General features: G+C 47.3%; 23 protein-coding genes. 17 read left to right on the top strand and 6 right to left on the bottom strand.

All coding sequences use genetic code 11. The features are described 5' to 3' along the window. Window positions 1-49: 49 nt before the first annotated feature. The 4 genes from BQ7367_RS14960 to BQ7367_RS00925 all read right to left on the bottom strand — a co-directional run bounded on the left by BQ7367_RS14960 (window position 50) and on the right by BQ7367_RS00925 (window position 2,224). Entirely contained in the window at window positions 50-211 is a 162-nt protein-coding gene (locus BQ7367_RS14960; protein WP_143142936.1) for a helix-turn-helix domain-containing protein, read from the bottom strand. A gap of 6 nt (window positions 212-217) precedes the next feature. Further along, a complete protein-coding gene (locus BQ7367_RS00935) occupies window positions 218-631 on the bottom strand; it encodes a helix-turn-helix domain-containing protein (RefSeq protein ID WP_143142929.1) in 414 nt (137 codons plus the stop codon). A 137-nt stretch (window positions 632-768) separates the two neighbouring features. Further along, on the bottom strand, window positions 769-1,497 hold the full coding sequence (locus BQ7367_RS00930; protein WP_072523755.1) for a GntR family transcriptional regulator: 729 nt from the start codon (window positions 1,495-1,497) through the stop codon (window positions 769-771). Between the two features lie 16 nt (window positions 1,498-1,513). Beyond that, window positions 1,514-2,224, bottom strand: coding sequence for a GntR family transcriptional regulator (locus tag BQ7367_RS00925; RefSeq protein ID WP_072523754.1), 711 nt, complete (start codon window positions 2,222-2,224; stop codon window positions 1,514-1,516). Between the two features lie 424 nt (window positions 2,225-2,648). Between BQ7367_RS00925 and BQ7367_RS00920 the strand changes: the two genes are divergently transcribed. From BQ7367_RS00920 to BQ7367_RS00845, 16 genes are all read left to right on the top strand, one after another. After that, window positions 2,649-3,668, top strand: coding sequence for an SIS domain-containing protein (locus BQ7367_RS00920; protein WP_072523753.1), 1,020 nt, complete (start codon window positions 2,649-2,651; stop codon window positions 3,666-3,668). 18 nt (window positions 3,669-3,686) lie between these two features. Further along, a complete protein-coding gene (locus BQ7367_RS00915) occupies window positions 3,687-5,243 on the top strand; it encodes an amidohydrolase (protein WP_072523752.1) in 1,557 nt (518 codons plus the stop codon). Between the two features lie 3 nt (window positions 5,244-5,246). Beyond that, window positions 5,247-6,101 (top strand): PfkB family carbohydrate kinase, encoded by an 855-nt coding sequence (locus tag BQ7367_RS00910; RefSeq protein WP_072523751.1) that lies wholly within the window; start codon window positions 5,247-5,249, stop codon window positions 6,099-6,101. Continuing rightward, entirely contained in the window at window positions 6,082-7,665 is a 1,584-nt protein-coding gene (locus BQ7367_RS00905; RefSeq protein WP_083588838.1) for a Na+/H+ antiporter NhaC family protein, read from the top strand. Before BQ7367_RS00910 ends, BQ7367_RS00905 begins: the two co-directional genes overlap by 20 nt. 17 nt (window positions 7,666-7,682) lie before the next feature. Next, window positions 7,683-8,471 (top strand): fructoselysine 6-kinase, encoded by a 789-nt coding sequence (frlD, locus tag BQ7367_RS00900; RefSeq protein WP_072523749.1) that lies wholly within the window; start codon window positions 7,683-7,685, stop codon window positions 8,469-8,471. Between the two features lie 30 nt (window positions 8,472-8,501). Further along, entirely contained in the window at window positions 8,502-9,344 is an 843-nt protein-coding gene (locus BQ7367_RS00895; protein ID WP_200786672.1) for an amidohydrolase family protein, read from the top strand. Then, window positions 9,345-9,776, top strand: coding sequence for a secondary thiamine-phosphate synthase enzyme YjbQ (locus BQ7367_RS00890; protein ID WP_072523748.1), 432 nt, complete (start codon window positions 9,345-9,347; stop codon window positions 9,774-9,776). Between the two features lie 12 nt (window positions 9,777-9,788). Next, window positions 9,789-10,637, top strand: a complete 849-nt coding sequence (locus tag BQ7367_RS00885) for a sugar phosphate isomerase/epimerase family protein (protein WP_072523747.1) — start codon at window positions 9,789-9,791, stop codon at window positions 10,635-10,637. Further along, window positions 10,630-11,493, top strand: a complete 864-nt coding sequence (locus BQ7367_RS00880; protein ID WP_072523746.1) for a sugar phosphate isomerase/epimerase family protein — start codon at window positions 10,630-10,632, stop codon at window positions 11,491-11,493. Before BQ7367_RS00885 ends, BQ7367_RS00880 begins: the two co-directional genes overlap by 8 nt. Before the next feature lie 3 nt (window positions 11,494-11,496). After that, window positions 11,497-13,014, top strand: a complete 1,518-nt coding sequence (locus tag BQ7367_RS00875; protein ID WP_072523745.1) for an FGGY-family carbohydrate kinase — start codon at window positions 11,497-11,499, stop codon at window positions 13,012-13,014. Window positions 13,015-13,077: 63 nt separating this feature from the next. Beyond that, window positions 13,078-13,905 carry a BtpA family protein gene (locus BQ7367_RS00870; RefSeq protein ID WP_072523744.1) on the top strand — a complete coding sequence of 276 codons (828 nt, stop codon included), beginning with the start codon at window positions 13,078-13,080 and terminating at the stop codon, window positions 13,903-13,905. A gap of 21 nt (window positions 13,906-13,926) precedes the next feature. Next, window positions 13,927-14,601, top strand: coding sequence for an HAD family hydrolase (locus BQ7367_RS00865; RefSeq protein ID WP_083588837.1), 675 nt, complete (start codon window positions 13,927-13,929; stop codon window positions 14,599-14,601). A 138-nt stretch (window positions 14,602-14,739) separates the two neighbouring features. Then, window positions 14,740-16,038: a phosphopyruvate hydratase gene (gene eno, locus BQ7367_RS00860; RefSeq protein ID WP_072523743.1), complete on the top strand. Its 1,299-nt coding sequence runs from the start codon at window positions 14,740-14,742 to the stop codon at window positions 16,036-16,038. 194 nt (window positions 16,039-16,232) lie between these two features. Continuing rightward, the gene (locus BQ7367_RS00855) at window positions 16,233-16,823 is read left to right on the top strand and encodes a PH domain-containing protein (RefSeq protein WP_072523742.1); all 591 of its coding nucleotides are present in this window, start codon (window positions 16,233-16,235) and stop codon (window positions 16,821-16,823) included. Continuing rightward, on the top strand, window positions 16,813-18,399 hold the full coding sequence (locus BQ7367_RS00850; protein ID WP_072523741.1) for a PH domain-containing protein: 1,587 nt from the start codon (window positions 16,813-16,815) through the stop codon (window positions 18,397-18,399). The genes BQ7367_RS00855 and BQ7367_RS00850 overlap by 11 nt, the downstream gene beginning before the upstream one ends. Window positions 18,400-18,420: 21 nt before the next feature. Next, complete coding sequence (locus BQ7367_RS00845; RefSeq protein WP_072523740.1) at window positions 18,421-21,378, top strand: insulinase family protein; 2,958 nt, start codon at window positions 18,421-18,423, stop codon at window positions 21,376-21,378. 262 nt (window positions 21,379-21,640) lie between these two features. On the opposite strand, the gene BQ7367_RS00840 is transcribed toward BQ7367_RS00845, so the two are convergent. Continuing rightward, window positions 21,641-22,990, bottom strand: coding sequence for an ISNCY family transposase (locus BQ7367_RS00840; protein WP_072523739.1), 1,350 nt, complete (start codon window positions 22,988-22,990; stop codon window positions 21,641-21,643). A gap of 219 nt (window positions 22,991-23,209) precedes the next feature. Here BQ7367_RS00840 and era point away from each other — a divergent pair, with 219 nt between their 5' ends. Next, a complete protein-coding gene (era, locus tag BQ7367_RS00835; RefSeq protein WP_072523738.1) occupies window positions 23,210-24,109 on the top strand; it encodes a GTPase Era in 900 nt (299 codons plus the stop codon). 98 nt (window positions 24,110-24,207) lie between these two features. Here the strand turns inward: era and BQ7367_RS00830 are convergent, their stop codons facing one another. Next, the gene (locus BQ7367_RS00830; protein WP_235837510.1) at window positions 24,208-25,077 is read right to left on the bottom strand and encodes an IS3 family transposase; all 870 of its coding nucleotides are present in this window, start codon (window positions 25,075-25,077) and stop codon (window positions 24,208-24,210) included. Window positions 25,078-25,083 lie beyond the last annotated feature (6 nt).

The raw sequence follows: 25,083 nt of genomic DNA, 5'->3' as shown, positions 1-25,083 counted from the left end.
AACCTCAAAAAATTGGCTCTGCCCAAAGTAACTAATGACATATCTTATATCAGTTTTTTAGTCTACACAAATCAAAAGGTTTTCTCTTCCCTCTGCGATCTTTCAGGGCATCCACACCGCCGGATTCATATTTTATGGTATAATTTCTGGCTTGCTGGTAAGATGTTCCGTATTTTTGGGATGTTTCTGCATAATTACGATCATGTGTGATGCAGTATCAGACGATCTCAACCCTTTCTTCAAAGGTAGTCTTTCTTCCTTTTGTCATGATGGTACAGCCTCCTGTTCCAGAAGATTTCAGTTCCTCATGACCATTATACTTCATGATCCAGTTCTGAAGCTGGGTTTCTGATCGGATTTTATATTTTTTCAGTACTTCCGGACCAGTAAGGCGTTTTGAAAGATAATCCTCTACTGCTGCTTGTTTGATTTCAGAAGAATAATGCCTTGCCTTACTGCCAGTTACCAGGCCTTCCCACCCAAAAGCATTGTATAAACGAATCCAGCCTTTTAAGGCTCCCTCGCTCATTCCATAGATACGACATAGTTCCCTGAAACCATGGGTGCCATTGAGGTATTCCACAAGAATATGCTCTTTCTCTTCATAGGAATATTTGTGCTTAAATGCCATAATAAAATGCTCCCTACTAAGTGACAAGTTTTTATTATTTCACTTGTCTACCTAGAAGGGAGCATATCAAATTTAGTATACGGCAGTCCCTTTTTCTGTGTGTTTTTTCTTTGTAAAGCAACGACTGAGAAATGATTTTAAGAAGATGCGGAGACAAGGCAGCCTTTCATTTTATATTTGTCCGCCCGGATAATGGAAATACAGTATTCCATCGGAGTTTTTGCAGTATCGATCGTAATCTGTTTAAGGAAAAACGCAGCGGCATTTTCCTGTGTGTTCAGCAAATGGGCTTCCTGGGAAGAAAGATGCGTTATGGAAATGGTATGCTCCTGCTGGCACAGCTTTATATGATAAAAATTCTCCAATATCTTATACAGAGAGCATTTGCTAAAATCAAAGTTTTCGAGTCCCGGACAACTTCCGGCAGGCAGGTGCGCTGTTTCCAGTAAGAGAGGGATATCGTTCAGATATCTGACACGCCTGAGGAGATATACCGGACTCCCGATGCGGATGTCCAGCGCAAAAGCAACCTTTTTAGGGGCCTCTATGATCTTCAGATCGATAACTTTGCTCCGCACCTGATGTCCGTCGGCCTCCCAGCCAGCTGTGTAGGAGATAAAACTTTTGGCATCTTCTACATATTTAGGCGGCGCGATGAAATTCCCTTTTCCGTGAACAGAATATAAAACCCCTTCATTTTTCATTTCTTTCAAAGCCTCGCGAAGCGTAACACGGTTCGCAGAGAACATTTCACAGAGCGCGCGCTCAGAAGGAAGTGCGTCGTGCGCAGATAAATGGTGTGTCTCTATGTATTCTTCCAGATGTTCCCGCAGATTGTCTCTTGCAAATTGAGTTAATCTTCCCATGATCTGTTGCTCCTTCTCATTTCATAATGGCGGAGAATATAAATTTTTTTCCGCTTGAATATGATTTTGTATATTCGATTACTCGGTTGTGCCGGTCAGTTATAGTTTCCGTCAACATAAAAACAGATTCTTCTTCAGAGACTTCTAGGAGGATTGACTGAGGAGAAGAAACCTGTACGATCTCCAGAGTCTGGATATCATGATAAGGTATGATCCCTAACTGGTCATAGATCGCGGACAGAGAGTAGACTTTAAAATCATACTGTTCAATATCCGGGATCAGATCATAGGGAATACTTATATATTCCAGTGTATAGGGATCCCCATCCCCGAGACATACGCGGAAGATCTGAAAAATTTCTTCCTCCGGCCGAATGTGAAAGATACGAGAATACTTCCAGCCGGCGGCTCGTTTTCCAGAATAGATCAGCCTGTAGGAAGGTGTGAGCCCCATGTCAATGAGAAAAGGGGTAGTTCCCTGGATCGTGTCAAAAGCAGAGTTTATTTTGGGTCGGTTCACATAAGTTCCTTTTCCGGGTTTGGGAAGAAGAAGTCCGGTCTCGATCAAAAGACTCAGGGCTTTGCGGATTGTCATGCGATTGACTCCGTATTTCTGTGACAGCTCCCGCTCAGAGGGGATAAACTGTCCAAAGCGATACTCTCCTTTCTCTATTTTTTCCCTTATCAGTTCTGCAATCTGCTTATATAGCGGTTGTTGTCTGTTCATAAGGCCTCCTCTTTAAAACAAAACTGGTATATATAAATAGCTACTGTCCTGAAAAGTAAACCGAAAGAAATTGGTATAGTTGTTTCTATAATTGGTATAAATGATAAAGTTGATATATCTGTTTGTTTTTGCAAATTGGTATAGTGAAAAAAATTAAAGGTATACTTGCTGTTTTTGTAGTTTTATTATACCACACGAGATTATGAAAGTAAAGTGGTATATTTATTTATACTCATACAAAAAGGAAGAAAAACAAAATATTATATTAAAAATACACAAAAAATATATAAAAATATGGTTATAAATATATATAATATATAGTATTGACTGCTAAAAATATAAGTGGTATGTTTAAAACAGTAAATATATATTTAATATACCAATGCGCGCGGTATAAACACAGAAAAGGAGGTGTTAAAAGGATATGATCCATTTTGATGAAGAAAAGTATCTGGCGATTAATCACAACACGTTAAAGCTGAAGAGCCAGATTGAAAAAGTAGTAAAAGAAGTAAGTCAAAGAGGTTACAAAAACGTGTTTCTTATCGGATCCGGCGGATCTTACGCCATGTTCCTGCCATTTGAATATTATTTGAGGACAAGATCTACGATCCCGGCGTACGCAGTTATTGCGGCGGAACTGATCGCGGGAGGACATAATCAGTTGGGAGAAGGGTCTGTCTGTATCTTTACATCTACATCAGGAACAACAGAAGAGACCGTTGAGGCTGCAGAATACTGTAGGACAAAAGGCGCTGATACGATTTGCATTTCCGGGCGAGGAGATGTTCCTTACGCCAGAGATGCAGACTATGCCATTGTTAATGAAATGGATGACTTTTCAGCGGCGGATGGAGATTACCTTCTCCTCTATATGCTGATCTTTTCTTTGATTTATGAGCGCGGTGAATTTGAGGCGTATGAAGAGTTCTGCGAAAATCTAAAAAAAATGCCGGAGGCCCTCGTGGCAGTGAAATACGCGTGCGAATCAAAGATGGAAGCTTTTGCAGAAAAATATAAAGATGTGGATTATCATTTGCTGACTGGAGCTGGGAGCGTATGGGGAGAAACCTATTCTTACGGGATGTGTGTTATGGAGGAAATGCAGTGGATACGGACGAAGACTGTAAAGGCAGCAGAATTTTTCCATGGTACCCTGGAGATTCTTGATGAAAATGTGAGCCTGATGGTGATCATGGGTGAAGATGAGCTCAGATCTCAGTGTGAAAGAGTAGTCAATTTTGCGAAAAAGCTTGGATTTACGGAAAATCTAAATGTCTTCGATACGGCAGATTATGAGCTTCCCGGAATCGACGCAAAATTCAGGCCCCTTCTTTCTCCTGTGATCATAACAGCCATACTTGACCGGCTCAGCTATCAGTTGGAGGAAAAAAGAGGGCATTCACTGGATATTCGGAGATATTACAGAAAAATGGAATACTAGAATGCGGGGTGAAACCGAATGGACGAAAAAGCGGACATGATCCTGCGGTGTGACAGGATTTTTACAGGAAATGCACAGGAAGAGCTGAAAGACGGTTTCGTGGCGGTCAGTGGAAGTTGGATCCTTGCGGTGGACGAGTGGACTAATCACGCGGAGTATCTGGATAATGAAACAAAGATATACGACCTGAGAGGGAAAACTATCACCCCGGGATATGTGGATAACCATGTATTTTTTATGGGATATATGTGGCAGAGAGCGGGAGCTGATACTTCCGGAGCAGAAGATGCAGTAACGCTGAAGGATATCCTTATGGCATATAAAGATCAACTCTCCCCTGAAGCTCCTTTGCTTGGCCATGGTCTGGATGATGGGATAGAGCTGGATAGAGATATCTTTGAGACATGGTTCCCTGAAAGAGCAGCCGTTGTCTTCCGTGAGAGCCGGGAGACATGCCTGATGAATCAGAAAGCCCGTGAGAGATATGATTTTGATGAAGACAGCTGTTACGCAGAGGCGTGCTGGAGAGTGTTCCAGGAATTGGTCGGGAACAAAGCGCAGGCAAAACAACAGTATCTTGAGTTCCAGGATATGCTTGCAAGCCGGGGTGTCACAGGAATCAAAGAGATCGGTTTTGACGACTACTATGGATTCACGGATGTTCTGAAAGAAATGGAGGATTCCGGAGAGCTCAAGCACAGAGTATACCTTGTCAGCCAGCCGGTGAGCAGAGATGTGGACATCCCTTATGGGAAACGGATGAGGGACACATTCCAAAAGGACCGTGTGAAATTTATGGGGTATAACATCATGGTAGATGGAGATATTGAGTCTGGTGAAGGAGACATTCTGGACAGATATCCGAAGGGAGAAAAACTTCCAGAATATACGCCGCCGGATTACAGAGCGATCGAAGAGTCTGTAAAAGAAGCAGACAAAAATGATTTCCGGTGTGCGCTTCATGCAGAGGGAGACCGGGCGGTGAGAAAAGCCATAGATATTCTGGAAGAGTGCCGGAAGGAGAACGGTGAAAGAGATGCCCGTCATGCAGTGATCGATATGGAACTGATCGATCCTGCTGATATCAGGCGAATGAAAGAGAATGATGTCACAGCAATCAATTATGTGCAGATCATGAGCTGTTATCCGAAATATAAAGAATATTATGGCCTTCGGTATTTTTCCAAAGAGCGTCAGAAAAATATCTGGCCATACCGTTCTCTGAGAGACGCGGGGGTCAATCTCTGCTGGGGAACAGATTTGCCGCTGGATGTGCCTGATATTCCACTATCCGTCTGCTATGCCGCAGAAAGAAAATTTCCAGATTCTATGCCAGAGCAGGGGTATAACAGACAGGAGGCCATAACTCCGGCGGAAGTGCTGGAAGGGTGGACAAAAAATGGTCAGAAGGCGAATTTTGCGGAAGACATTCTTGGAACACTGGAACCTGGCAAACTGGCCGACATCGCGGTGATAGACGGAGACATCCTGGGAACCGAAGGGGAAGCCAGAAAACGGCTGCGAGTGTGCATGACAGTTTTTGACGGAAAAGTCGTATACGACGGACGGGAGTAAAAAATGAAGGTGATCGGATATGGAGACAATGTGGCAGATCGGTACGTCAATCAGAACATGATGTATCCGGGAGGTAACTGTGTCAATTTTGCGGTATACGCGAAAAAATCAGGAGTGGAGTCGGCGTATCTTGGCTGCTGGGGTGCGGACAAAGAGGCAAAAATGATCCAGAGGGCTCTGAATGATATCGGCGTGGATATTTCCCGCTGCCGGACGGAGACCGGAACGGTCACAGAGAGGTGCGATGTGAATCTGATCCATGGAGAACGTATATTCCTGCAGGATGATGACAGGGAAAATCTGCATGGAGCGATGATCCTGACTGAAGAAGAAGTGGAGTATCTGAGAGGATTTGATCTGATCCACTGCAGCTGCTACGCGGAGGAGGAAAGTCAGCTCAGAAAACTGGAAGATACCGAAGCACTGATTACGTTTGATTTTTCAGAAGAGGACGAATACAGGAAAGACGAGTATTTGACGCAGGTGTGCCCGCATATTGATTTTGCTCTGTTCTCATGTGAGCATATGGATAACGATGAAATCCGAATTTTTTTGAAACGTATTTTTGAAAAAGGGGTTCCTTATGTACTTGCGACGATGGGGACTAGAGGACAGATCCTGTATAACGGGAGAAAATATTATGAAGGAATGGTTCGTTTAACAGAGGCAGTGGATACGATGGGAGCGGGGGACAGCTTTTTTACTTCCTTTTTGATGAGCCTGCTCAAAAGCGGGTGGCGAAAAAATATGCCCATGGAAGAAAAAGCGATCCGGGAAGCATTTGAATACGCGGCGGAATTTTCCGCAAAAAACTGTCTTATAAGCGGAGCATTTGGGTATGGACAGAAGATTAAATGAAAGGAGACCGGAGATGAAGTTATTTTTCAGTGATAAAAAGAGAGTAGCGGCGTATGCAATGATGATCGCGGTATTTATCATTGTGGCTCTTTTTGCGCCGAGCGAAAAGGTCGGATACAGTGAGTATCAGGAGATTGCGGAAACGGTAGATTTTGACGCGGGAGAGACTATGCCGGCAGACATGATCGTGGATTTTGGGGCATGGACGCTTCTGATCCCCGTGGTAATGTTTGTTTTTGTATTGCTGACAAAAGGATTCCTGGAAGCGTTCATATGGGCGTCTTTTTTGACCGTATTTATGCGGTTCCGGGGGGATATCTTAGTGGCGTTTACAGAGGAGCAGATTGGCGCACTCCTGAATTATGACAATGCCCGCATGATCCTTCTGTACTTCGCGATGGGAAGCGTTCTGGCGGCAATCGGAAAAGGCGGCGGCGCGAAGGCATTTGCCAACTGGGCGAAAAAGAAAGCAAAGAAGGGAAAGACTTCACTTGTAATCATGTGGCTGATGGATGCAGTGCTCTCTGTAGACGATGAGTTGAGTGCCTTTACTACAGGAGCTGCGATGACGCCTCTGGCGGACAGCTATGGCATCCCTCGCGAGAAATCTGCCTTTATGATACGTGCGAGCGCTGTGGCGCCAGCAACTCTGTGGCCTCTGGGAGCCTGGGTTGTCTTCGTGGCAGTGCTGCTGGAGACCTCGGGATTTGCGGCTTCAGGACAGGGCGTGGCGGAATATATGAAGATGGTGCCGTTTATGTTCTTCCCGATCATCATACTGATCATCGGCCTTCTGGTGGCTCTAGGAGTGATACCAGATATTGGCAAGATGAAAAAGGCGACGGAGCGTGTAAAAAATGGCGGGCCGGTCGCGCCGGCAGCAAGCGGAAAAGAGATGGGAGACAATGCGGAAGTGAGTTCTGGAGATATCAACGAGGGTATCCCGCACCGTATGATCAACTTCTTCCTGCCGGTCATCGCCCTTGTAGGGGGAGCAGCTCTGGCGGGCTTAGACATCATGGTAGGCATCATCGCGGCTCTGGTAGTATCTTTCTTCTTGTTTGTATTTCAGGGGCTCTGTACGCCGAAGCAGTTTATCAACGATATTCTTCTGGAAGGATTTAAGGACATGACGATGTTGACAGTTCTGTTTGGCGTATCTCTCGTGCTGGTCAACCAGCTGGACGCCATGGGATTCGCACCTTATATCGTCAGTATCACAGAACATGTTTTGTCACCGAATCTGCTTCCATTTATAGTGTTTGTCGTATTTGCCTGCACAGAGTTCCTTGTGAGTTTCAACTGGTCTCTGTACATGATGGCTCTACCGATTATTATCCCGCTGGCCTCTGCGACAGGAGCGAATCCGTATCTTACGATCGCTGCTCTGATCTGCGCCGGAATCTGGGGAAGCCAGGGATGCTTGTATTCGGACGGCGCGCTCGTCGCGGCTGCGGCTACAGATACCGATGTCTATGAGTCATCGACCACATCGGTGCCGTATATGATCATCGCGGCGGTATTGTCGGCAATCCTGTTCCTTGTAGCGGGATTTATCTTCTGATAGCGGGGGTGAGAAACATGAAAGTGGCAGCGATAGGGGACAATTGTATCGATCTGTATCCGAAACTGGGACAGTATTACTGTACAGGAAACGCCGTTGACTTTGCGGTACATATAAAAAGGCTTGGAGCGGAGACGGCGGTCATTAGTACAACAGGCAATGACAGATATGGAAGAGAGATGATCCGGACACTGAAAAAGGAAGGGATCGATATCAGCCATCTGAGAACAGGGGACGGATCAACGGCAGTATCCTATATGGATCTGTTAGATAAGGAGCGGATCTACGGGGATTATCTGGAAGGTGTCATGGAGAACGTGGAATTTTCGGAGGAAGACATAGACTATGCCGCCCGCCATGATCTGATCCATCTGGCTTTCTGGGGAAATGCACATATGCATCTCCCCAGACTGAAAAAATACGGCGCAAAGATATGTTTTGATTATGCGACAGAAGTAGAGGACCCTATGGTGGATGAGACTATCCGGTATGTGGACTATGCGTTTTTTTCCTTTGAGGAGACAGATCTTTCCGTGCGGGAATTCCTCAAAATGAGAGTATCCCAGGGAGCGAAGACAGCGGTTGTGACCCTTGGAGAAAAAGGAAGCATAGCTTATGACGGACAGAAGTTTTATGAATATGGGATTTTTCCAGCCACTGTGGTTAATACCGTAGGGGCAGGCGATTCCTTTATGGCCGGCTTTATGTATGGGATCATGACAGGGCTTGAAATCCCCGAATGCCAAGAGCTGGGCGCAAAGATCGCAGCAGAGGTCATTGAGACGTTCGGACCTTGGAAAACATGAGATATTTTATAGAAAGAAAGAGGTGGGAAAATGGTTATTGACATGCATGTACATCCGATGTTCCTTGAAGAAGCGGAACCTACCGAGGAACAGTTGGAGCGCAGCCGCCGGGAGATGGGACTGTATAAGACAGACGCGTTCGGGATCAGCCAGTGGGAGAGAGACTGCAGGTGTTCAGGGATTGACAGGCTTTGTCTGCTTCCCCTTGACGTGGGCGGAGCGCCGCTGTTGGAAAATGAGAAAGTCGCACATCTTGTGGCTCGGTATCCTAAACATCTGATCGGATTTGCCAGTGTGGATCCAAACAGGGAGAGCGCGGCAGAAGACCTGGATTACGCCTTCGGAGAGCTAGGGCTGAAAGGGTTGAAGCTCCATCCCTCCAAACAGCAGGTATTTCCCACGGATGAAAGAATGTGGAAACTTTATGACATCTGCAGGAAGTACCGCCGTCCGGTTATCTTCCACAGCGGGGTATCTATGGCACCGGGTACACTGACAAAATATGCTCATCCGCTGGAGTTTGAGGAAGTGGCATACCGGTATTCGGATGTGAAGATCTGTCTGGCTCATTTTGGATGGCCCTGGGTGCGGGAGGTCTGTATGCTCATGCTAAAGTACAGGAATGTGTACACGGATACAGCGCTTCTGTATTTTGATGATGCCCGGCAGTTCTATCACCAGTCGCTGGAAATGGACATTGGAAAGCACTGGATCGATCGGAGCCTGCGTCATCAGGTTATGTTTGGATCCGATGATCCACGGCTGGAACAGCGCCGCATGATCCTGGCGATTCGGGAGATGGATATGCGTGAATCTACGAAAGAACTGATCCTCGGCGAAAACGCTGTTGAATTTCTGGGAGGGGATATTTAGATGATCTGTTACAGAGAATTGGAATATGAAACAGAAAATTATAATGAACTGCGTGCGATCGGATCGGATATCAGGAAAGTCGTGGAGGAATCCGGAATTCGTGACGGAGTGGTATATGTGATTACCTTGCATACGACCACAGGGATCATGGTCAATGAACGGCTGGAATGTCTGGAAGCAGATATCCTGGAGAAACTGTCTGGGCTGTTTCCAGAGGACGGGGATTATTATCATGCCAGATTCCTCAGGGAATATGGCGCCATGGCCGGGAATCCTACAGGCCATCTCAAATCTATGGTGGCGGGAAACCATACCGTCATGCCAGTTTCGAATGGACGTCTGATATGCGGCAGTGCTCAGGAAATTTATCTGGCGGAGTTTGATGGACCGCAGGACAGGAGGATTTCCGTTATGGTTATAGGAGAAGAATAGAGGTGTATAAGAATGGGATTAAGAGAACAGCTCTGTATCAATAACATGACATACAGAAGATATAGTTTTCCTTATTTCCTTAAATCTGTAAAGCGTCTCGGACTTGACTGGATCGAGTTGTCGGGATGTCATCCGCACTACAGTGTGTATGAGGCAAAGACATTTCCGGTCAGACGGGTGGCGGAGCGGATCCGGGAAGCAGGAATCCAGGTGGCGGTGATAGAGCCGGAGCAAAATTTTCTGCCTGTCAATATCGCGTCGAATCAGTCTTATCTCAGAAATAGGAGCATAGTACAGTTACAGTTCTATATTGAAAATGCAGCTGCATTTGACTGTGATAAAGTTATCATATATCCGGGAAAGGGAACGATGGACCGGCCGCCAGAGGAGGCTCTCAAGTACTGTTGTGAGTCTCTGGATCTGCTGTGCAGAACAGCGGAGCAGTGCGGAGTGACCCTGCTCCTTCAGAACGTATCCCCGTGTATTTCAGGGCTTACAAAGGACAGCGGGGACGTAGAGTATATTCTGGAACAGACGGGACATGATAGTCTGGCGCTCAGTGTCAATACATGTGCCGTATGTGCGGGAGGAGAGACGCTGGAGGATTATTTCCGAAAATTCGGGGATCGGATCCGCAATGTACAGATTTCCGACAGCGACGAAGAGGACGAACAGCTGGTCCTGGGAGATGGGAGCCAGGATCTTCAGGCTCATGTAGATACCTTGAAGAGATACGGGTATAAAGGACCGGTGGCATTGGAGATCACAATGGAAGAATACGCCTATGAAGCGGAAAAGTATTACGCAAGATCACTGGAGGTCTTTGAGGGACTTCTGAAGGGAGGCGGGCAGGATGCATAAACTTTCTTTTGATCAGTTCGGGGTAATGAGCGTGGGATATCAGCAGTACAGTTTGGAATACACGCTGGATTCAATCGCCGAAAGTGGGCTGAAATACGTAGATTTCTGGGGAGGGGCGCCCCATTATTGTGCGTTTGATACGCCGCCGGGAAAGCGGCAGAAAAAGGTTCTGTCGATTCGTAAGATGCTGGATGAGAGAGGGCTTGCGATGTCTGTCTTTACGGCAGAGCAGATCTGCCTGTACCCGATCAATGTGGCCTCAGCCAACCCTTATGTTCGGAAGAACAGTATCCATATCGTGAAAGAATATATTGAGGACACAAAAGCGTTTGGTGCAAAATATTTTTTCCCTCAGATGGGGTACTGTATGTTTGACGAAGACCGGGACGCAGCCTATCAGAGATCGATCGAGGCGCTCAGAGAGCTTGCGGAGTATGCAGAAAAACTGGGAGTAGAGATGGTAATGGAACAGCTGCAAATGTACGAGTCTAATCTGTGCTATGACAGACAGACGCTGAAATATCTGATCGACGCGGTTGGATCCCCCAGCCTCACAGCCTGTGTAGACTGCGTGGCTGCCGCATCGGCAGGGGAGAGCGTGGAGGATTACTATGAGACTTTCGGCGTGATTAATCATGTGCATCTGGCGGATGGGAGTCCGGCAGGGCACATGGTGCCGGGTGACGGGAGTAATCCGCTGGAGAGTTATCTTGAGACACTCATTAATCATAATTTCGACGGTTCTGTGACACTGGAGATCAATAATCAGATTTATTTTGACGATCCGGACACCGCAACAAAGCGGGCAGTGGCATGGCTGAAGGCCTGCCCGCTCATTGAAAGCAGGGAGGCATAGTATATGGCAGTGTATTTTATGGGCATCGATGTGGGAACGAACGAGAGTAAGGGGGTAATTATCAATGAACAGGCAGAAGTGATCTGCACTGCGTCCGCGTCACATGGCGTAGAAAATCCCGCGCCCCACTTTTTTGAACATGACGCGGAAAAAATATGGTGGGGAGATGTGTGCAGGATTTCCCGGGAGCTGCTTGAAAAGTCCGGTATCCCCAACAAGGATGTGAAGGCGTTTGGCGTCAGTACGCTGGCCGCGGATGTACTTCCGGTAGATGAACACTGCAATCCACTCCGAAAAGGGATCCTGTACGGGATCGACTCCAGGGCTTCAGAGGAGATCGCCTGGCTGGAAGAGTACTATGGGGATCGGATAGACGAGCTGTGGCACGGGGAGGAGCTGTGTTCTTCAGACTGTATGCCAAAAGTGCTGTGGATCAAAAATCATGAACCGGATGTATATGAAAAAACCTATAAATTTCTGACTGCATCCTCCTATATTACTGCGAAGATGACGGGAAATTATGTGATCGACCGGTATCTGGCTCTCTCATCGTTCATGCCATGCTATCGGCAGGACCTGACCATTGACGACAGGCTGGCTAGGGAATGTTACTGCCGGGGGGATCAGCTGGCGGAAGGACGCGAGACGGTGGATGTGGCCGGCACGGTGACAAAAGAAGCGGCGGCGGCTACAGGGCTGATGGAAGGAACTCTGGTGATTACGGGAACGGATGATTCTGGCGCAGAGTCCATCAGCGCGGGTGTCCTGCAGCCGGGAGATCTGATGGTGCAGCTGGGGTCTACATGCTATCTTATTTACTGTTCAGACCGGTTGCCCCATGATGACAGGATATGGGAGGGCGACGCTCTGATACCGGGGCTGTACTGTATCGATGGAGGCACAAACGCGGCCGGAGCGCTGACAAAGTGGATGCGTGATACGTTGTTCCCAGATCTGGTGGAAGAGGAGAAAAACGGAGGTAAAAATGCCTTCAGTGTGCTGGCAGAGCGGGCGGCGCAGGTTCCAGCAGGAGCTAACGGGCTGATCATGTTGCCCTATTTTGCCGGTGAGCGCACTCCTATCAACGATGAAAATGCGAAAGGCCTGCTTCTGGGACTGCAGCTCCACCATACAAGGGATGATATCTACAGGGCGGGATTGGAAGGAGTGGCGTGCTCTGTCGCCCAGCATATCGCAATTCTGGAAAAACACGGGCTTCCCATCCGAAACTTTATGTGTGCCGGCGGAGGAACAAAGAATGAGGTCTGGCTACAGATGATCGCAGATATGACGGGATATGAAGTGAAGATCCCGAAGGAGACCATCGGGGCGAGCTATGGAGATGCACTGATGGCTGGGATTGGGGCTGGCTATTTCAAGGGATTTACAGACCTGGCCCAGTATATCAAGGTCGGCAAGACATACCGGCCAGATCCAGAGAAACGAGAGATCTATGAAAAGGTGAAACATCTGTACGGAGAGCTTTATCTGGCAAACAGGGATTTAATGCACAGGCTCTGAGCAGATGAAGACGACTGTGGGTAAGAAGATCCGAAAATTTCGATTCAGGAGGAGACATAAACGATGAATTGGTGCAAGGAAATATTTGGACAGGAGAAACCAGTAATAGGGCTGTTGCATTTGAATGCATTTCCCGGAGAACCATTATACAAGAATGGAGATTCTATGGAAAAGACAGTGGAAGATGCAAGGACAGACCTGAAGGCACTCCAGGAGGGCGGGGTGGACGGAGTACTTTTTTCGAACGAGTTCAGTCTTCCCTATCAGAATCCGGTGGATTATGTGACGGCCTGCGGCATGGCCCGGGTGATTGGAGAACTGATGACGGAGATCCGGATTCCTTATGGGATCGATTTGGAAAGTGATCCTATGGCAGCTATGGATCTTGCAGCGGCAGTGGACGCACAATTCGTGAGAGGAACATTTACAGGAGCATATTCGGGAGTAGAGGGAATCAGTGAATATGATCCGGCAAAGATCTTAAGGAGAAAAAAGGCACTGGGGCTAGAAACGTGCAGGATGTTCTATTTCCTGAACAATGAATCTGATGAAAATCTGGTTCCGGTGCATTATCCGGATCTTGCGGAGGCGGTCATCTTCGACTGCAGGCCGGACGCTTTCTGTGTGACGGGGGCTCATGCGGGACTTGAAGCGAATAATACCATGATCGAAGAGGTGAGAGAAGCGATAAAGAGGCATAATGTGCCGGTGTTTGCGGCCACTGGCTGCAGGAAAGAAAACGTAAGGCACAAGCTGGATATCTCCGATGGAATACTGGTAGGAACAACTCTTAAATATGACGGAAAGTTTGAAAATCATATTGATCCGGAGCGGGTAAAGGCATTTATGAATGAGGTGCAGGCATACCGGAAAGAAAAGAGACAGATCTGATACAGGCTGCAGGAAGAAAAAATGATAGAAGCTGTGATTTTTGATATGGACGGAGTGCTGATCGACAGCGAAGGCATTTACATAGAATGGCTGTCAGATTATGCCAGAAAAATGGGATATTCTATGACGGAGGAGATGCTCGTGAAAACAGTCGGACTCTCCTCTGACATGTCAGCAGACTATTTTGATTCTGTATTAGGAAAGGGACTTGGAAGACATTTTTGGTACGGATATCTGGAGCTGTGCGATACCTGTCCCTTTGATTACAGTCAGGTACTTAATCCAGGGGTCAGAGATCTGCTGGAACAATTGAAGAATAGTCATTTGAAAATAGGTCTGGCATCGGCGTCGGATCGGAAGGATATCGAGGATATGCTGGAGGCAAACGATATCGGCAGATATTTTGATGTGGTCTTAAGCGGAGCAGAATTTCAGGAGAGCAAGCCCAATCCGGAAATCTATCTGAAAGCGATAAATGAACTGGATGTCCTTCCGGAAAGATGCGTTGTGATCGAAGATTCAGATTACGGGATCCGAGCGGCGAAAAGTGCAGGGACGCGAGTAATAGCAAAGGAAGAAAAACGATTTGGTTTTTCCCAGGAGGAAGCAGATATAGTCGTGAAAAATATGGAAGAGGCGTGGGCGTGGATATTTCCCCGAATATTTTTGAATGATACGATTGAAAATGAAATGTGATCCAGATAGGATCACATTTCATTTTCAATGTTCCAGTTCCTGAGATTCTGCTAATGTCTGGAAGATGAGCTGCGGGCGCATGAAGGGAAGAAGGCTGGAGATACTAGATGTCAAATCAGTATCAGGAAGGTGAAGAAAATGGACAGACATATGCTGATCCGGGACATATTTGCGAGAGAGATCCTTGATTCCAGAGGAAATCCCACGATTGAAGCAGAAGTGCTGGCCGGGGAGAATATAGTCGGAAACGCGGCGGTCCCGTCGGGGGCATCTACGGGAAAATATGAAGCAGTGGAACTGAGGGACGGGTCAAAACGTTATGGTGGAAAAGGAGTAGAGCAGGCGGTGGAAAACGTGAACAGCCACCTTGCCCATACAGTGATCGGAATGAATGTGTTTGATCAGGAAGAGATCGACCGGGCCATGATACAGGCCGACGGGACCAAGAATAAGAGCAATCTTGGAGCCAACGCCATACTGGGAGTGTCCATAGCCGCGGCAAGAGCCGCCGCCGGTGCCCTTGAGATACCGCTGTATCGGTATCTGGGAGGAGTTCAGGCCAAGAAAATGCCGATTCCTGTGATGAATATTTTAAACGGCGGAGCACATGCGGACAATACACTGGACATCCAGGAGTTTATGATCGTGCCGGTAAAGGAAGAGTCTTTCCGAGAGAGACTTCGTATCTGTACGGAAATTTATCATACATTAAAACAGATTTTAAAGGAAAGAGGTTTCCGGACAGCAGTGGGAGATGAAGGCGGATTTGCCCCAGACCTGAAGGATACAAAAGAGGCGCTTCGTCTGATCAGAGACGCGGTCGAACAAGCAGGATACAGGATGGGAAGAGATATTATGCTGGCTTTGGACGCGGCCGCGTCTGAATTATATGACGAAGAGCGGAAAGTGTATCTGTTTCCGGGGGAAGAAAAAGTGCAGGGGAGAGAAGTGACCAGAGATACTGCGGAGATGATCCGCTATTTTACAGATTTAATCGAAGAATTCCCAGTCTGTTCTATCGAAGATCCTCTGGATGAAGATGACTGGGAAGGATGGCGGCAGATCACAGATCAACTGGGCAGCAGGGTTCAGCTGGTAGGAGATGATCTTTTTGCGACTAATATACAACGTCTGAAAAAGGGGATCCAAACGGGCGCGGCAAATGCGATCCTTGTAAAGGTTAATCAGATCGGAACTTTGACTGAGGCTTTTGAGACAATTAAAGCCGCGCAGGACGCAGGGTATCGCGTAATTATCTCACATCGTTCGGGCGAGACAGAAGATACAGCGATCGCGGACATTGCAGTGGCATTTAACACAGGACAGATTAAAACAGGAGCGCCCTGCAGATCAGAGCGGGTGGCAAAATATAACCGGCTTCTGAGGATTGAGGAGGAGCTTGGGGAAGACAGACCGCTGGATAAAGCGCTGCGATGAGCCGGCAGCCTGCTTTTTTCGCAGGCTGCTCTTCCTGGCGGCCCTTCCTTCCGGTCAACGGCTTGCATATCATTCTTCGGACTGTTATACTGATACGCAGAAGTGACAGGTAATGCTGTAGAATTTCTTCAAAGAAAGCGAACAGAATCTTCCACATTTTATATGATACTGTGGCAGACAGCAGGAGGAGATGGATGAAGAGTAAAATAGAAAAAGCGGAGTACAGCAAACTTTCAAAACGGGCGCTGTACTGTATGTATACAGCGGATATCATTACCGGAGCAGTAATCCTGGCTGCAGTGGCGGTGCTGGACTATTTCTGGATCTTCCCGGAGAAAATTACATTGGGGAAATGGATCTCACTGGGACTTGCGGTGCTGATCCTGGCAGATGTGCTTATCAGCCCCTATTTCCGTTATCACAGATATCGGTACAGCATCAATGAGGAGTGCATTGACATCATCGAGGGGTATCTGTTCGTAAAACGGAATATCGTGCCTATTGAGCGGTTACATAAGCTTCAGACAAAAAGAGGACCTGTTGACCAGATGTTCGGAGTGGAAAAGGTCGTGGTGACGACAGGCGGCGGAGATGTGACGATTTCTTTCCTGGAAGTGGAGAAAGCCGAACAGATCGCTGAAAGTCTGCGACAGAGGATCAATGAGATCGCGGCAGAGCAGAGGACAGAAAATTCAGCCGGATATATAAAAGATGCGGAGGAAAAAGTCCGGCATATGAATGAAAGCATGAGTCAGGGGGCAGAAAAAGACAGAAATGAAAACTGAGCAGAAAGAAAAACAGGATGCAGGCCCAAGGATGAGATTCCGCAGTCATATCTCATCCATTGTGGAGCGTACCGGCGGTGTGATCGCGGCGCTTTTTATCATTATAGCCACGCAGGTTTTGCAGAATATCGGGGACATACGCTCCGAAGATGTTTCGTTTGTAATAGACAAAGGCTTTTTTATTCTTTTAGGAACGATCCTGATTCTTGGGATCTGCATCGCAAGTCAGATATTTGTATGGGCAAAGACCTGGATCTCTATTGAGGACCATGCGGTCGTCATTGAAAAAAATACTCTGAACAAAAAGAAAAATACAATCGGTATACGGAACATTTCGAATATTAATATTGAACAGAATCTGTTTGAAATGCTGATCGGAACATGTAAAGTTAAAATGGATACAAACAGCAGGTCTACAGCGGACAGTACAGATGTCAAGATCGTGCTGAAGAAAGCAGATGCCCTCCGATTCAAGAATGAGATCACCCGGAGGATGCGGATGGCGGCCGGAGGAGCAACGGCTGATACAGATCTGGATTCAGCATTGCCCCGGATGGATACTGCTCTTGATGTGGCAGAAGAAGGAAGAACACCGGGCCCGGCTTTAGAAGAAACGGAAGATTATGATATCCGGGCAGATCTGGGAGACATTATGAAACATGGATTCTTTTCCGTCAATCTTTTCTCCGTTCTTATTTTTCTGTTATGTATTTTAGGCACGGTTATGGGGGTGGCAGAGGCTCTTGGACGGAAGAACCTGATGGAGTCCTTTGCAGGAGCGGCAGCAGGGATTGTCCTTGCGGCTGTCCTGATCGTGTCCGCACTGTGGGATACGATAAAAGATTTTGTGAAATATTATGATTTCCGGGCAAAACGAAGAGGAGACAGGATTTATATCCGGTATGGATTTCTGAAAAAGGTGGAATATACAGTCCCGGTAGATAAGATCCAGGCCCTCAGGGTGAAACAGTCTTTTGTGGCACGCCTTGGAAAACGGTATATGGCAGAGATCATCAATGTGGGCATGGGTGATGACGCGGAGGAGAAACATTCATTCCTTGTACTGTACAGTACGGAAAAACAGCTGAAGGAAAGGCTGGCTTTGCTTCTGCCGGAATTTCTGCCGGCTGCGGATCTGAAGGTGGAACCTCTCCCGAAGGCGGTATGGGTTGTGTGGATTTTTCCCGCTGCGGTCTATCTTCTGTGTGTTGCCGCGGGAGCAGTCCTGTGTGCCGTTGTACTGGAAAGTTATCAGTCTGCGGTATGGTGGAGCGCCGCGGTACTGGTCTTTTCACTTCTGTGCGGAATGGTGTTAAAATACAGAACAGACGGTATGAGCGCGGACGGAACATTTCTGAAACTGTGCCGGGGATATTTCGGGAGACAGTATCTGGCAGTCAGATACAGGAACATACAGTATGCAGAATTTTCGCAGAGTTTCCTGGCGGCTGCGTGTCATGTGAAGAAGGGGATGATCCATCTTCTGGCTTCTTCAGCTGATACATCCCACAGCATTCCGTATTTCAGAGGTGATACGGACGATGTGATAAAAAACGGTATGACAGGATCATGGTAAAATCGACAAGGAGGTTGCAGCATGAGTCTATATGATCTGACAGAATATGAAGTGATGCAGGAGAAAGAGCTGTCCGGTGTGAAATCTCACGGGGTGCTCCTGAGACATAAAAAGAGCGGGGCCCGGGTTCTGCTTATGGAGAATGATGATGAGAACAAGGTGTTTGCCATCGGTTTCCGCACTCCTCCTTCCGACAGCACCGGAGTGCCTCACATTATGGAACATTCGGTTCTGTGCGGCTCAAGGGATTTCCCGGTGAAAGATCCTTTTGTGGAGCTGGTAAAGGGGTCGCTGAATACGTTTCTGAACGCGATGACCTATCCGGACAAGACAGTATATCCGGTGGCCAGCTGCAATGACAAGGACTTCCAGAATCTGATGCATGTCTATATGGATGCGGTTTTTTACCCGAACATCTATCAGCATGATGAGATTTTCCGGCAGGAGGGATGGAGCTACAAGCTGGACGATGTGGACGCAGACCTGACGGTCAGCGGGGTGGTCTACAATGAGATGAAAGGAGCATTTTCCTCCCCGGAGGGAGTGTTGGACCGCGTGATCCTGAATTCTCTGTTCCCGGATACTTCTTATGCAAATGAGTCGGGCGGGGATCCGGAAGTCATCCCGGAGCTGACCTACGGCCAGTTCCTTGATTTTCACAGGAAATATTACCATCCGTCCAACAGCTATATCTACCTCTATGGAAATATGGATATGGAGGAAAAGCTGAGATGGCTGGATGAGAATTATCTTTCAGATTTTGACAGGATCGAAGTAGACTCCGAGATCAGATATCAGGAGCCGTTTTCTGAAATGCGGGAGATCGTCCGGGAATATTCCATAGCCAGTGATGAAAGTGAAGCGGACAACACGTATCTTTCCTATAATAAGGTAATTGGGACTTCCCTGGATGAGAAGCTGTATCTTGCCTTCCAGATTCTGGACTACGCGCTTTTGTCGGCGCCGGGCGCTCCCCTGAAGAAGGCGCTGCTGGACGCGGGAATCGGAAAAGACATCATGGGTTCCTATGACAACGGGATCTTCCAGCCGATCTTTTCCGTAATCTCCAAAAACGCCAATATGGAACAGAAGGAAGACTTTATCCGTGTGATCGAAGATACTCTTAAAAATATCGTGAAAAACGGAGTGGATGAAAAGGCGCTGCGGGCAGGCATCAATTATTATGAATTCCGTTTCCGGGAAGCAGATTTCGGCAGTTATCCGCGGGGACTGATGTACGGGCTGCAGCTGTTTGACAGCTGGCTTTATGATGAAGAAAAGCCGTTCATCCACATGGAGGCCATCCCCACTTTCGATTTCCTGAAAAGTCAGGTGGGGACAGGATATTTTGAACAGCTGATCCGGGATTATCTGCTGGACAATCCCCATGGCGCGGTGGTGATCATCCGTCCGGAGCAGGGGCGTACCGCCAGGATGGACAGGGAGCTGGCAGATAAGCTGAAGGCCTATAAAAAGAGTCTTTCGGCAAAAGAACTTGAGGCACTTGTTCAGGCCACAAAAGAGCTGGAAGCGTATCAGGAGGAAGAGTCTGCTCCGGAAGACCTGGAAAAGATCCCGGTGCTGAAAAGGGAAGACATTTCCCGTGAAATTGCGCCGGTTTACAATACAGAGATGGAGATTGACGGGATCAAGACGGTGCATCACAATGTCGAGACGAACGGCATCGGATATGTCACGCTTATGTTCGATCTGTCCGGCATCCGGGAGGAGCTGCTTCCTTATGTGGGAATCCTGCAGAGTGTGCTGGGCATTATCGATACAGCGAATTATGAGTATGGCGAGCTGTTCAATGAGATCAATGTCCATACGGGAGGAATCGGCACTTCCCTGGAGCTGTATCCGGATGTAAGGCGGGTAAAGGAAAAAGACTTCCGTGCCACCTTCGAGATCAAGGGGAAAGCGCTTTATCCGGAGATGAATGTACTTTTCTCCATGATGCGGGAGATTCTCATGGAGTCAAAGCTGGACGATGAGAAACGGCTCAAAGAGATTCTGGCCATGCTGAAATCCAGGCTTCAGATGTCCTTCCTCTCCTCCGGGCATACAACGGCGGCCCTCCGGGCGCTGTCGTACGCGTCACCGATTGCCAAGTTCAAAGACGATACAGACGGCATCGGCTTCTACGAAACCGTGAAAGCCATCGAGGAAAATTTTGATGGATGCAGGGAAGAACTGATCCGGAATCTGAAAGAGCTCTCCGGAAAGATCTTCCGTGCGGACAACATGATGGTCAGCTATACGTCCGCCGAAGAAGGATTGACTGCTGTGAAGGAGTCATTCGGCGCGGTGCGGAACCGGCTCAATGACAGCCTGGCGGAGGATATGCCGGAAGAAGGGGAAGCAAAGGCCAGGGAAGAAGCCTGTATCATCCACTGCCGGAAGAGAAACGAAGGGTTCAAAACCTCTTCCAAAGTGCAGTATGTGGCCAGGGCCGGCAATTTTATCGACGGAGGCGCAGAGTACACAGGGGCGCTGCAGATCCTGAAAGTGATTTTAAGCTATGACTATCTGTGGCAGAATATCCGGGTCAAGGGCGGCGCTTACGGCTGCATGAGCAATTTCAACCGGATCGGGGAAGGGTATCTGATTTCCTACCGGGATCCGAATCTGGAGAAGACTATAAAAGTCTATGAAGGAGTCGTGGACTATCTTAAAAACTTTGCGGTAGATGACAGGGATATGAATAAATTTATCATCGGCACCATCAGCAATATCGACCGTCCCATGAACCCGGCGGCAAAAGGGAACCGGTCCATGAACCTGTATATGAACCACGTCACAGAAGAAATGATCCGGAAAGAGCGGGAGCAGATCCTGACGGCCGATCAGGGAGATATCCGGGCTCTGGCCGATGTAGTCCAGGCGGTTCTGGACGCAGACCTGCTCTGCATTATCGGAAGCGAAGAAAAGATCGAAGAAAGCCGGGAGATATTCGGAGAAGTAAGAACATTGAGCTGAGATAAAGCGATAAAGGGGCCGTGTACCTTTTAAAAGGTACACGGCCCCGTTCACATAATTTTCACAAATGAAGTTCAGCAGGGTGCGGTCTGTACAGACTGTGCCTTTTTTCGACCCTGTTTTTATAAAGAAGGCAGAATTTTGTGCAGAAATGGCATGATCAGTCAATTATAATGAGTGTCAATAACTTTTGAAAATGTCACTTTTTTATATTAAGTTTCACTTGAGATAATGTCACTTTCGTAAAAGGGCAAATGCCCTTTTACGAAGCAGACTGTTGTTTCTCAAAAAACAGTTCGTATAAAAATTTTAGGGACAGATTATAGTCCTCCATCCACCAAATGGCTTTCCATTCCTTGCTGCTATGACGCAGCTGCAGATGTGGTTCCACAATGGTCTTTACTTTTTTAGGGACTTTCATGTTTGCATTCTTGTTTTGGGGCTTAAGATAACGGATCGTATCATAAACCTGCCCGTTGTATTTTACACGTATTCCAAAACGCGGACTGATCAGTACGGTGATCTCACGCCGTGCATTGATGATAGGAAAGCCATTGTCCAGGATCTGGAAGCACCTGTTCTTAAAAGAGAATGTACCGGCTGCATCTGTTTTCCTTGTGTGTTTTACACAAAGGATGGAGTCGATATCTGTCTGCGCTGAAAGAGGGACAAAGATCGAAGCTGCTTCGGGCTCTACTGCAAACTTCTGGTTAAAGAGGGTACGGTATTCTTTTTCTAAAAAAAGATTTGCCTCTGTCAGAGTGCGGATCCCCCGTTTTGCAAGTTCAACGGGAAGACGGCTTTGAAGGGTGTTCCACAGGCGCTCAATGCGTCCTTTTGCCTGGGGTGTTTTGGCAAAGATCATATCGACCCCCAATTCATGCATCGAGCGCCCGAATTGGGTCAAGTGTACGGTTTTTCCGGCAATCAGTTCATCCGTCGTCATCTTCCCGGTCTTAGGGGAGCGGAAGATGGTATGGTTGTCTGAATAAACAGTCTGAGGAATTCCAAAATCGGTACAGCATTGCCGCAGGGTTTCCAGGTAGCCATAAAGGCATTCGTTTTGTGTGAGGAACAGGCCGACAACCTGTCCGGAAGCATCATCGATAGCCCCGTGGAGGGTGTATTTCACAGGACCTCCGAACCATTCATACGGGGAGGCGTCAATCTGGACCAGCTGTCCGGGATGAGGCTTCCGTTTCCGGCGGTGGGTGCGATGCCGGATTTTTTTCTTTTTGGGGCTTTCAAAACCTGCATTTTTTAGTATACTGGAAAGAGCAGAATAGGAAATGGAGATTCCGAAATCTGCTAAGAGTATATCTTTGAAATGGAGGAAGTTGACCCCAGACAATTCCGGGCGGGAATAAATTTGAAGGACAGCTTCCTTCGTTTCATCAGGAACAGCGTGAGCAGGTTTTCTACCAGTATTTTTATGGATAAGGGAATGAGCACCAGAAGAGAGGACTCCTTTCTTTAAACGTGTAATCTGGCGAGTAGAAAGACCTAAGAGCTCAGCAGCCTGTTGTCTTGTAATGGACTTGTCGATGAAGCTGTTGATAATCATAAATGTTTTTAGTTGCTTTTGAGACAATGTGATTTTACCTTCTTTCATAGTTTTATAGTTTATCAAAAAGTGACATTATCTCAAGAGAATCCTAGGGAGACATTATCATAAGTGAATAACAACTGGTGTTTTTGCCTGGTTGACTCGAAAAAACAAATCCGATACAATAATACATGGCAGTTTTGCGGTGTTACCAGTGAGGCCCGATGCCGGCATAAACGGGCGCGGCATGAAGAATCACTGAAGGGAAATAGAAAGGGAGACGGCATGAGAGAAAATTACAAGTCGGGGTTTGTCACTCTGATCGGCAGGCCGAATGTAGGCAAGTCCACTTTGATGAATCATCTGATCGGACAGAAGATCGCCATCACGTCAAACAAGCCCCAGACAACAAGAAACCGGATTCAGACAGTCCTGACTACGGAGGAAGGGCAGATTATTTTCGTGGATACGCCGGGAATCCACAAGGCGAAGAACAAACTGGGAGAATACATGGTCCATATCGCGGAACGTTCGCTCAATGAAGTGGATGTAGTGCTGTGGCTTGTGGAGCCGTCCACCTTTATCGGGGCAGGCGAGCGCCATATTATAGACCAGCTTAAAAAGGTGAAAACACCGGTTATTCTGGTGATCAACAAGATTGACATGGTGAAAAAAGAAGAGATTTTTCCGGCCATTGACCTGTACCGGAAGGAATATGATTTCGCGGAAATCGTTCCGGTGTCGGCGAGGAGCGGGGATAATACGGATGAGCTGGTGAAGGTCATCCTGAAATACCTGCCTTACGGCCCTCAGTTTTATGATGAAGATACGGTAACGGACCAGCCGGAGCGGCAGATCGTGGCAGAGCTGATCCGGGAGAAAGCCCTGCACTGTCTGAATGAAGAGATCCCGCACGGGATCGCCGTGGCCATTGACCGGATGAAGATGGAACGAAAAGTCATGCATATCGATGCCACGATCATCTGTGAGAGAGACTCCCACAAAGGGATCATCATCGGGAAGCAGGGAAGCATGCTCAAGAAAATCGGAAGCACGGCCCGTTACGAGATTGAGCGGCTGCTGGACTGCAGAGTAAATCTGAAGCTGTGGGTGAAGGTGCAGAAGAACTGGCGGGACAGCGATTATCTGATGAAAAATTTCGGATATCGGGAAGATGAAAATTAGAAAAAAAGAGGCCCGGACAACTGGTGTGCTACCCGTCAAGTAGACAATGAAAAAAATATAAAATTTTTGTGTTGCCCGGCTTGTGCCGGGCAATCTTTTTATGCGGCTAATAACCGTTCATGAAATTCAAACGGTGTTAATACATCAAGGCCCCTTTGCGGGCGGTCATTTATGTAATAGTCTATATATGCCGTTATCGCTTGTACAAGTTCCTCTCTGGTATGATACTTCTTCCCATAATACATTTCGCGTTTTAGTATCCCCCAGAATCCTTCCATAGGTCCATTATCCGTACAGTGTGCTACTCGGGACATGCTCTGTGTCATTCCCGCGTCTATTAGCTTTTGGTGAAACGCGCGGGAGGTATATTGGAAGCCCCGGTCACTATGAAAGATTGGATGAGCTCCCGGATTGTTCTTTACTGCCTGATCGAAAGTATCAAATACCAATTGATTGTTATTGTGATCACTTAACACATATGCAACTGGACGATGATCACATAAGTCCAGAATCACACTCAGGTATAGCTTATGGATATGATCAAATGAAGTGCCATACTTAAACTCTGTTACATCAGTTACCCATTTCTTGTTCAGACCATCTGCATGAAAGTCTCTGTTTAAAACATTTTCTGCTATAAAAGCCGGATTTTTTGATGGCCGGGTACAGCCGTCATAACGATATCTCAAGTTTGATCTTATCTGCTGTTTTCTGCATATGCGCAGGATTCTTTTGTCATTTACTTTGATGCCGTTATCGTGACGGAGCTTGTCATTTAATCTCCGATATCCCATGTCAGGATGTTCTTGATGGATTGCTTCCAACCGGTCAGAAATCTGTTTGTTCAGCCGGTCATTTGCTGTTTCTATACGGTTCAGCCATTTGTAGTAAGCCGCTCTTGTAATGCCGCCAAGTTTACATAAGGATCGGATCGAGTAATGGTGTTCTTCATGTTCCTCTTTGATCACCTGATA

Origin of the sequence: Clostridium sp. Marseille-P3244 (assembly GCF_900120155.1) — a bacterium.
In the GTDB taxonomy this organism is placed as follows: Bacteria; Bacillota; Clostridia; order Lachnospirales; family Lachnospiraceae; genus Mediterraneibacter.
This window is presented reverse-complemented; position numbering and strand designations above follow the sequence as displayed.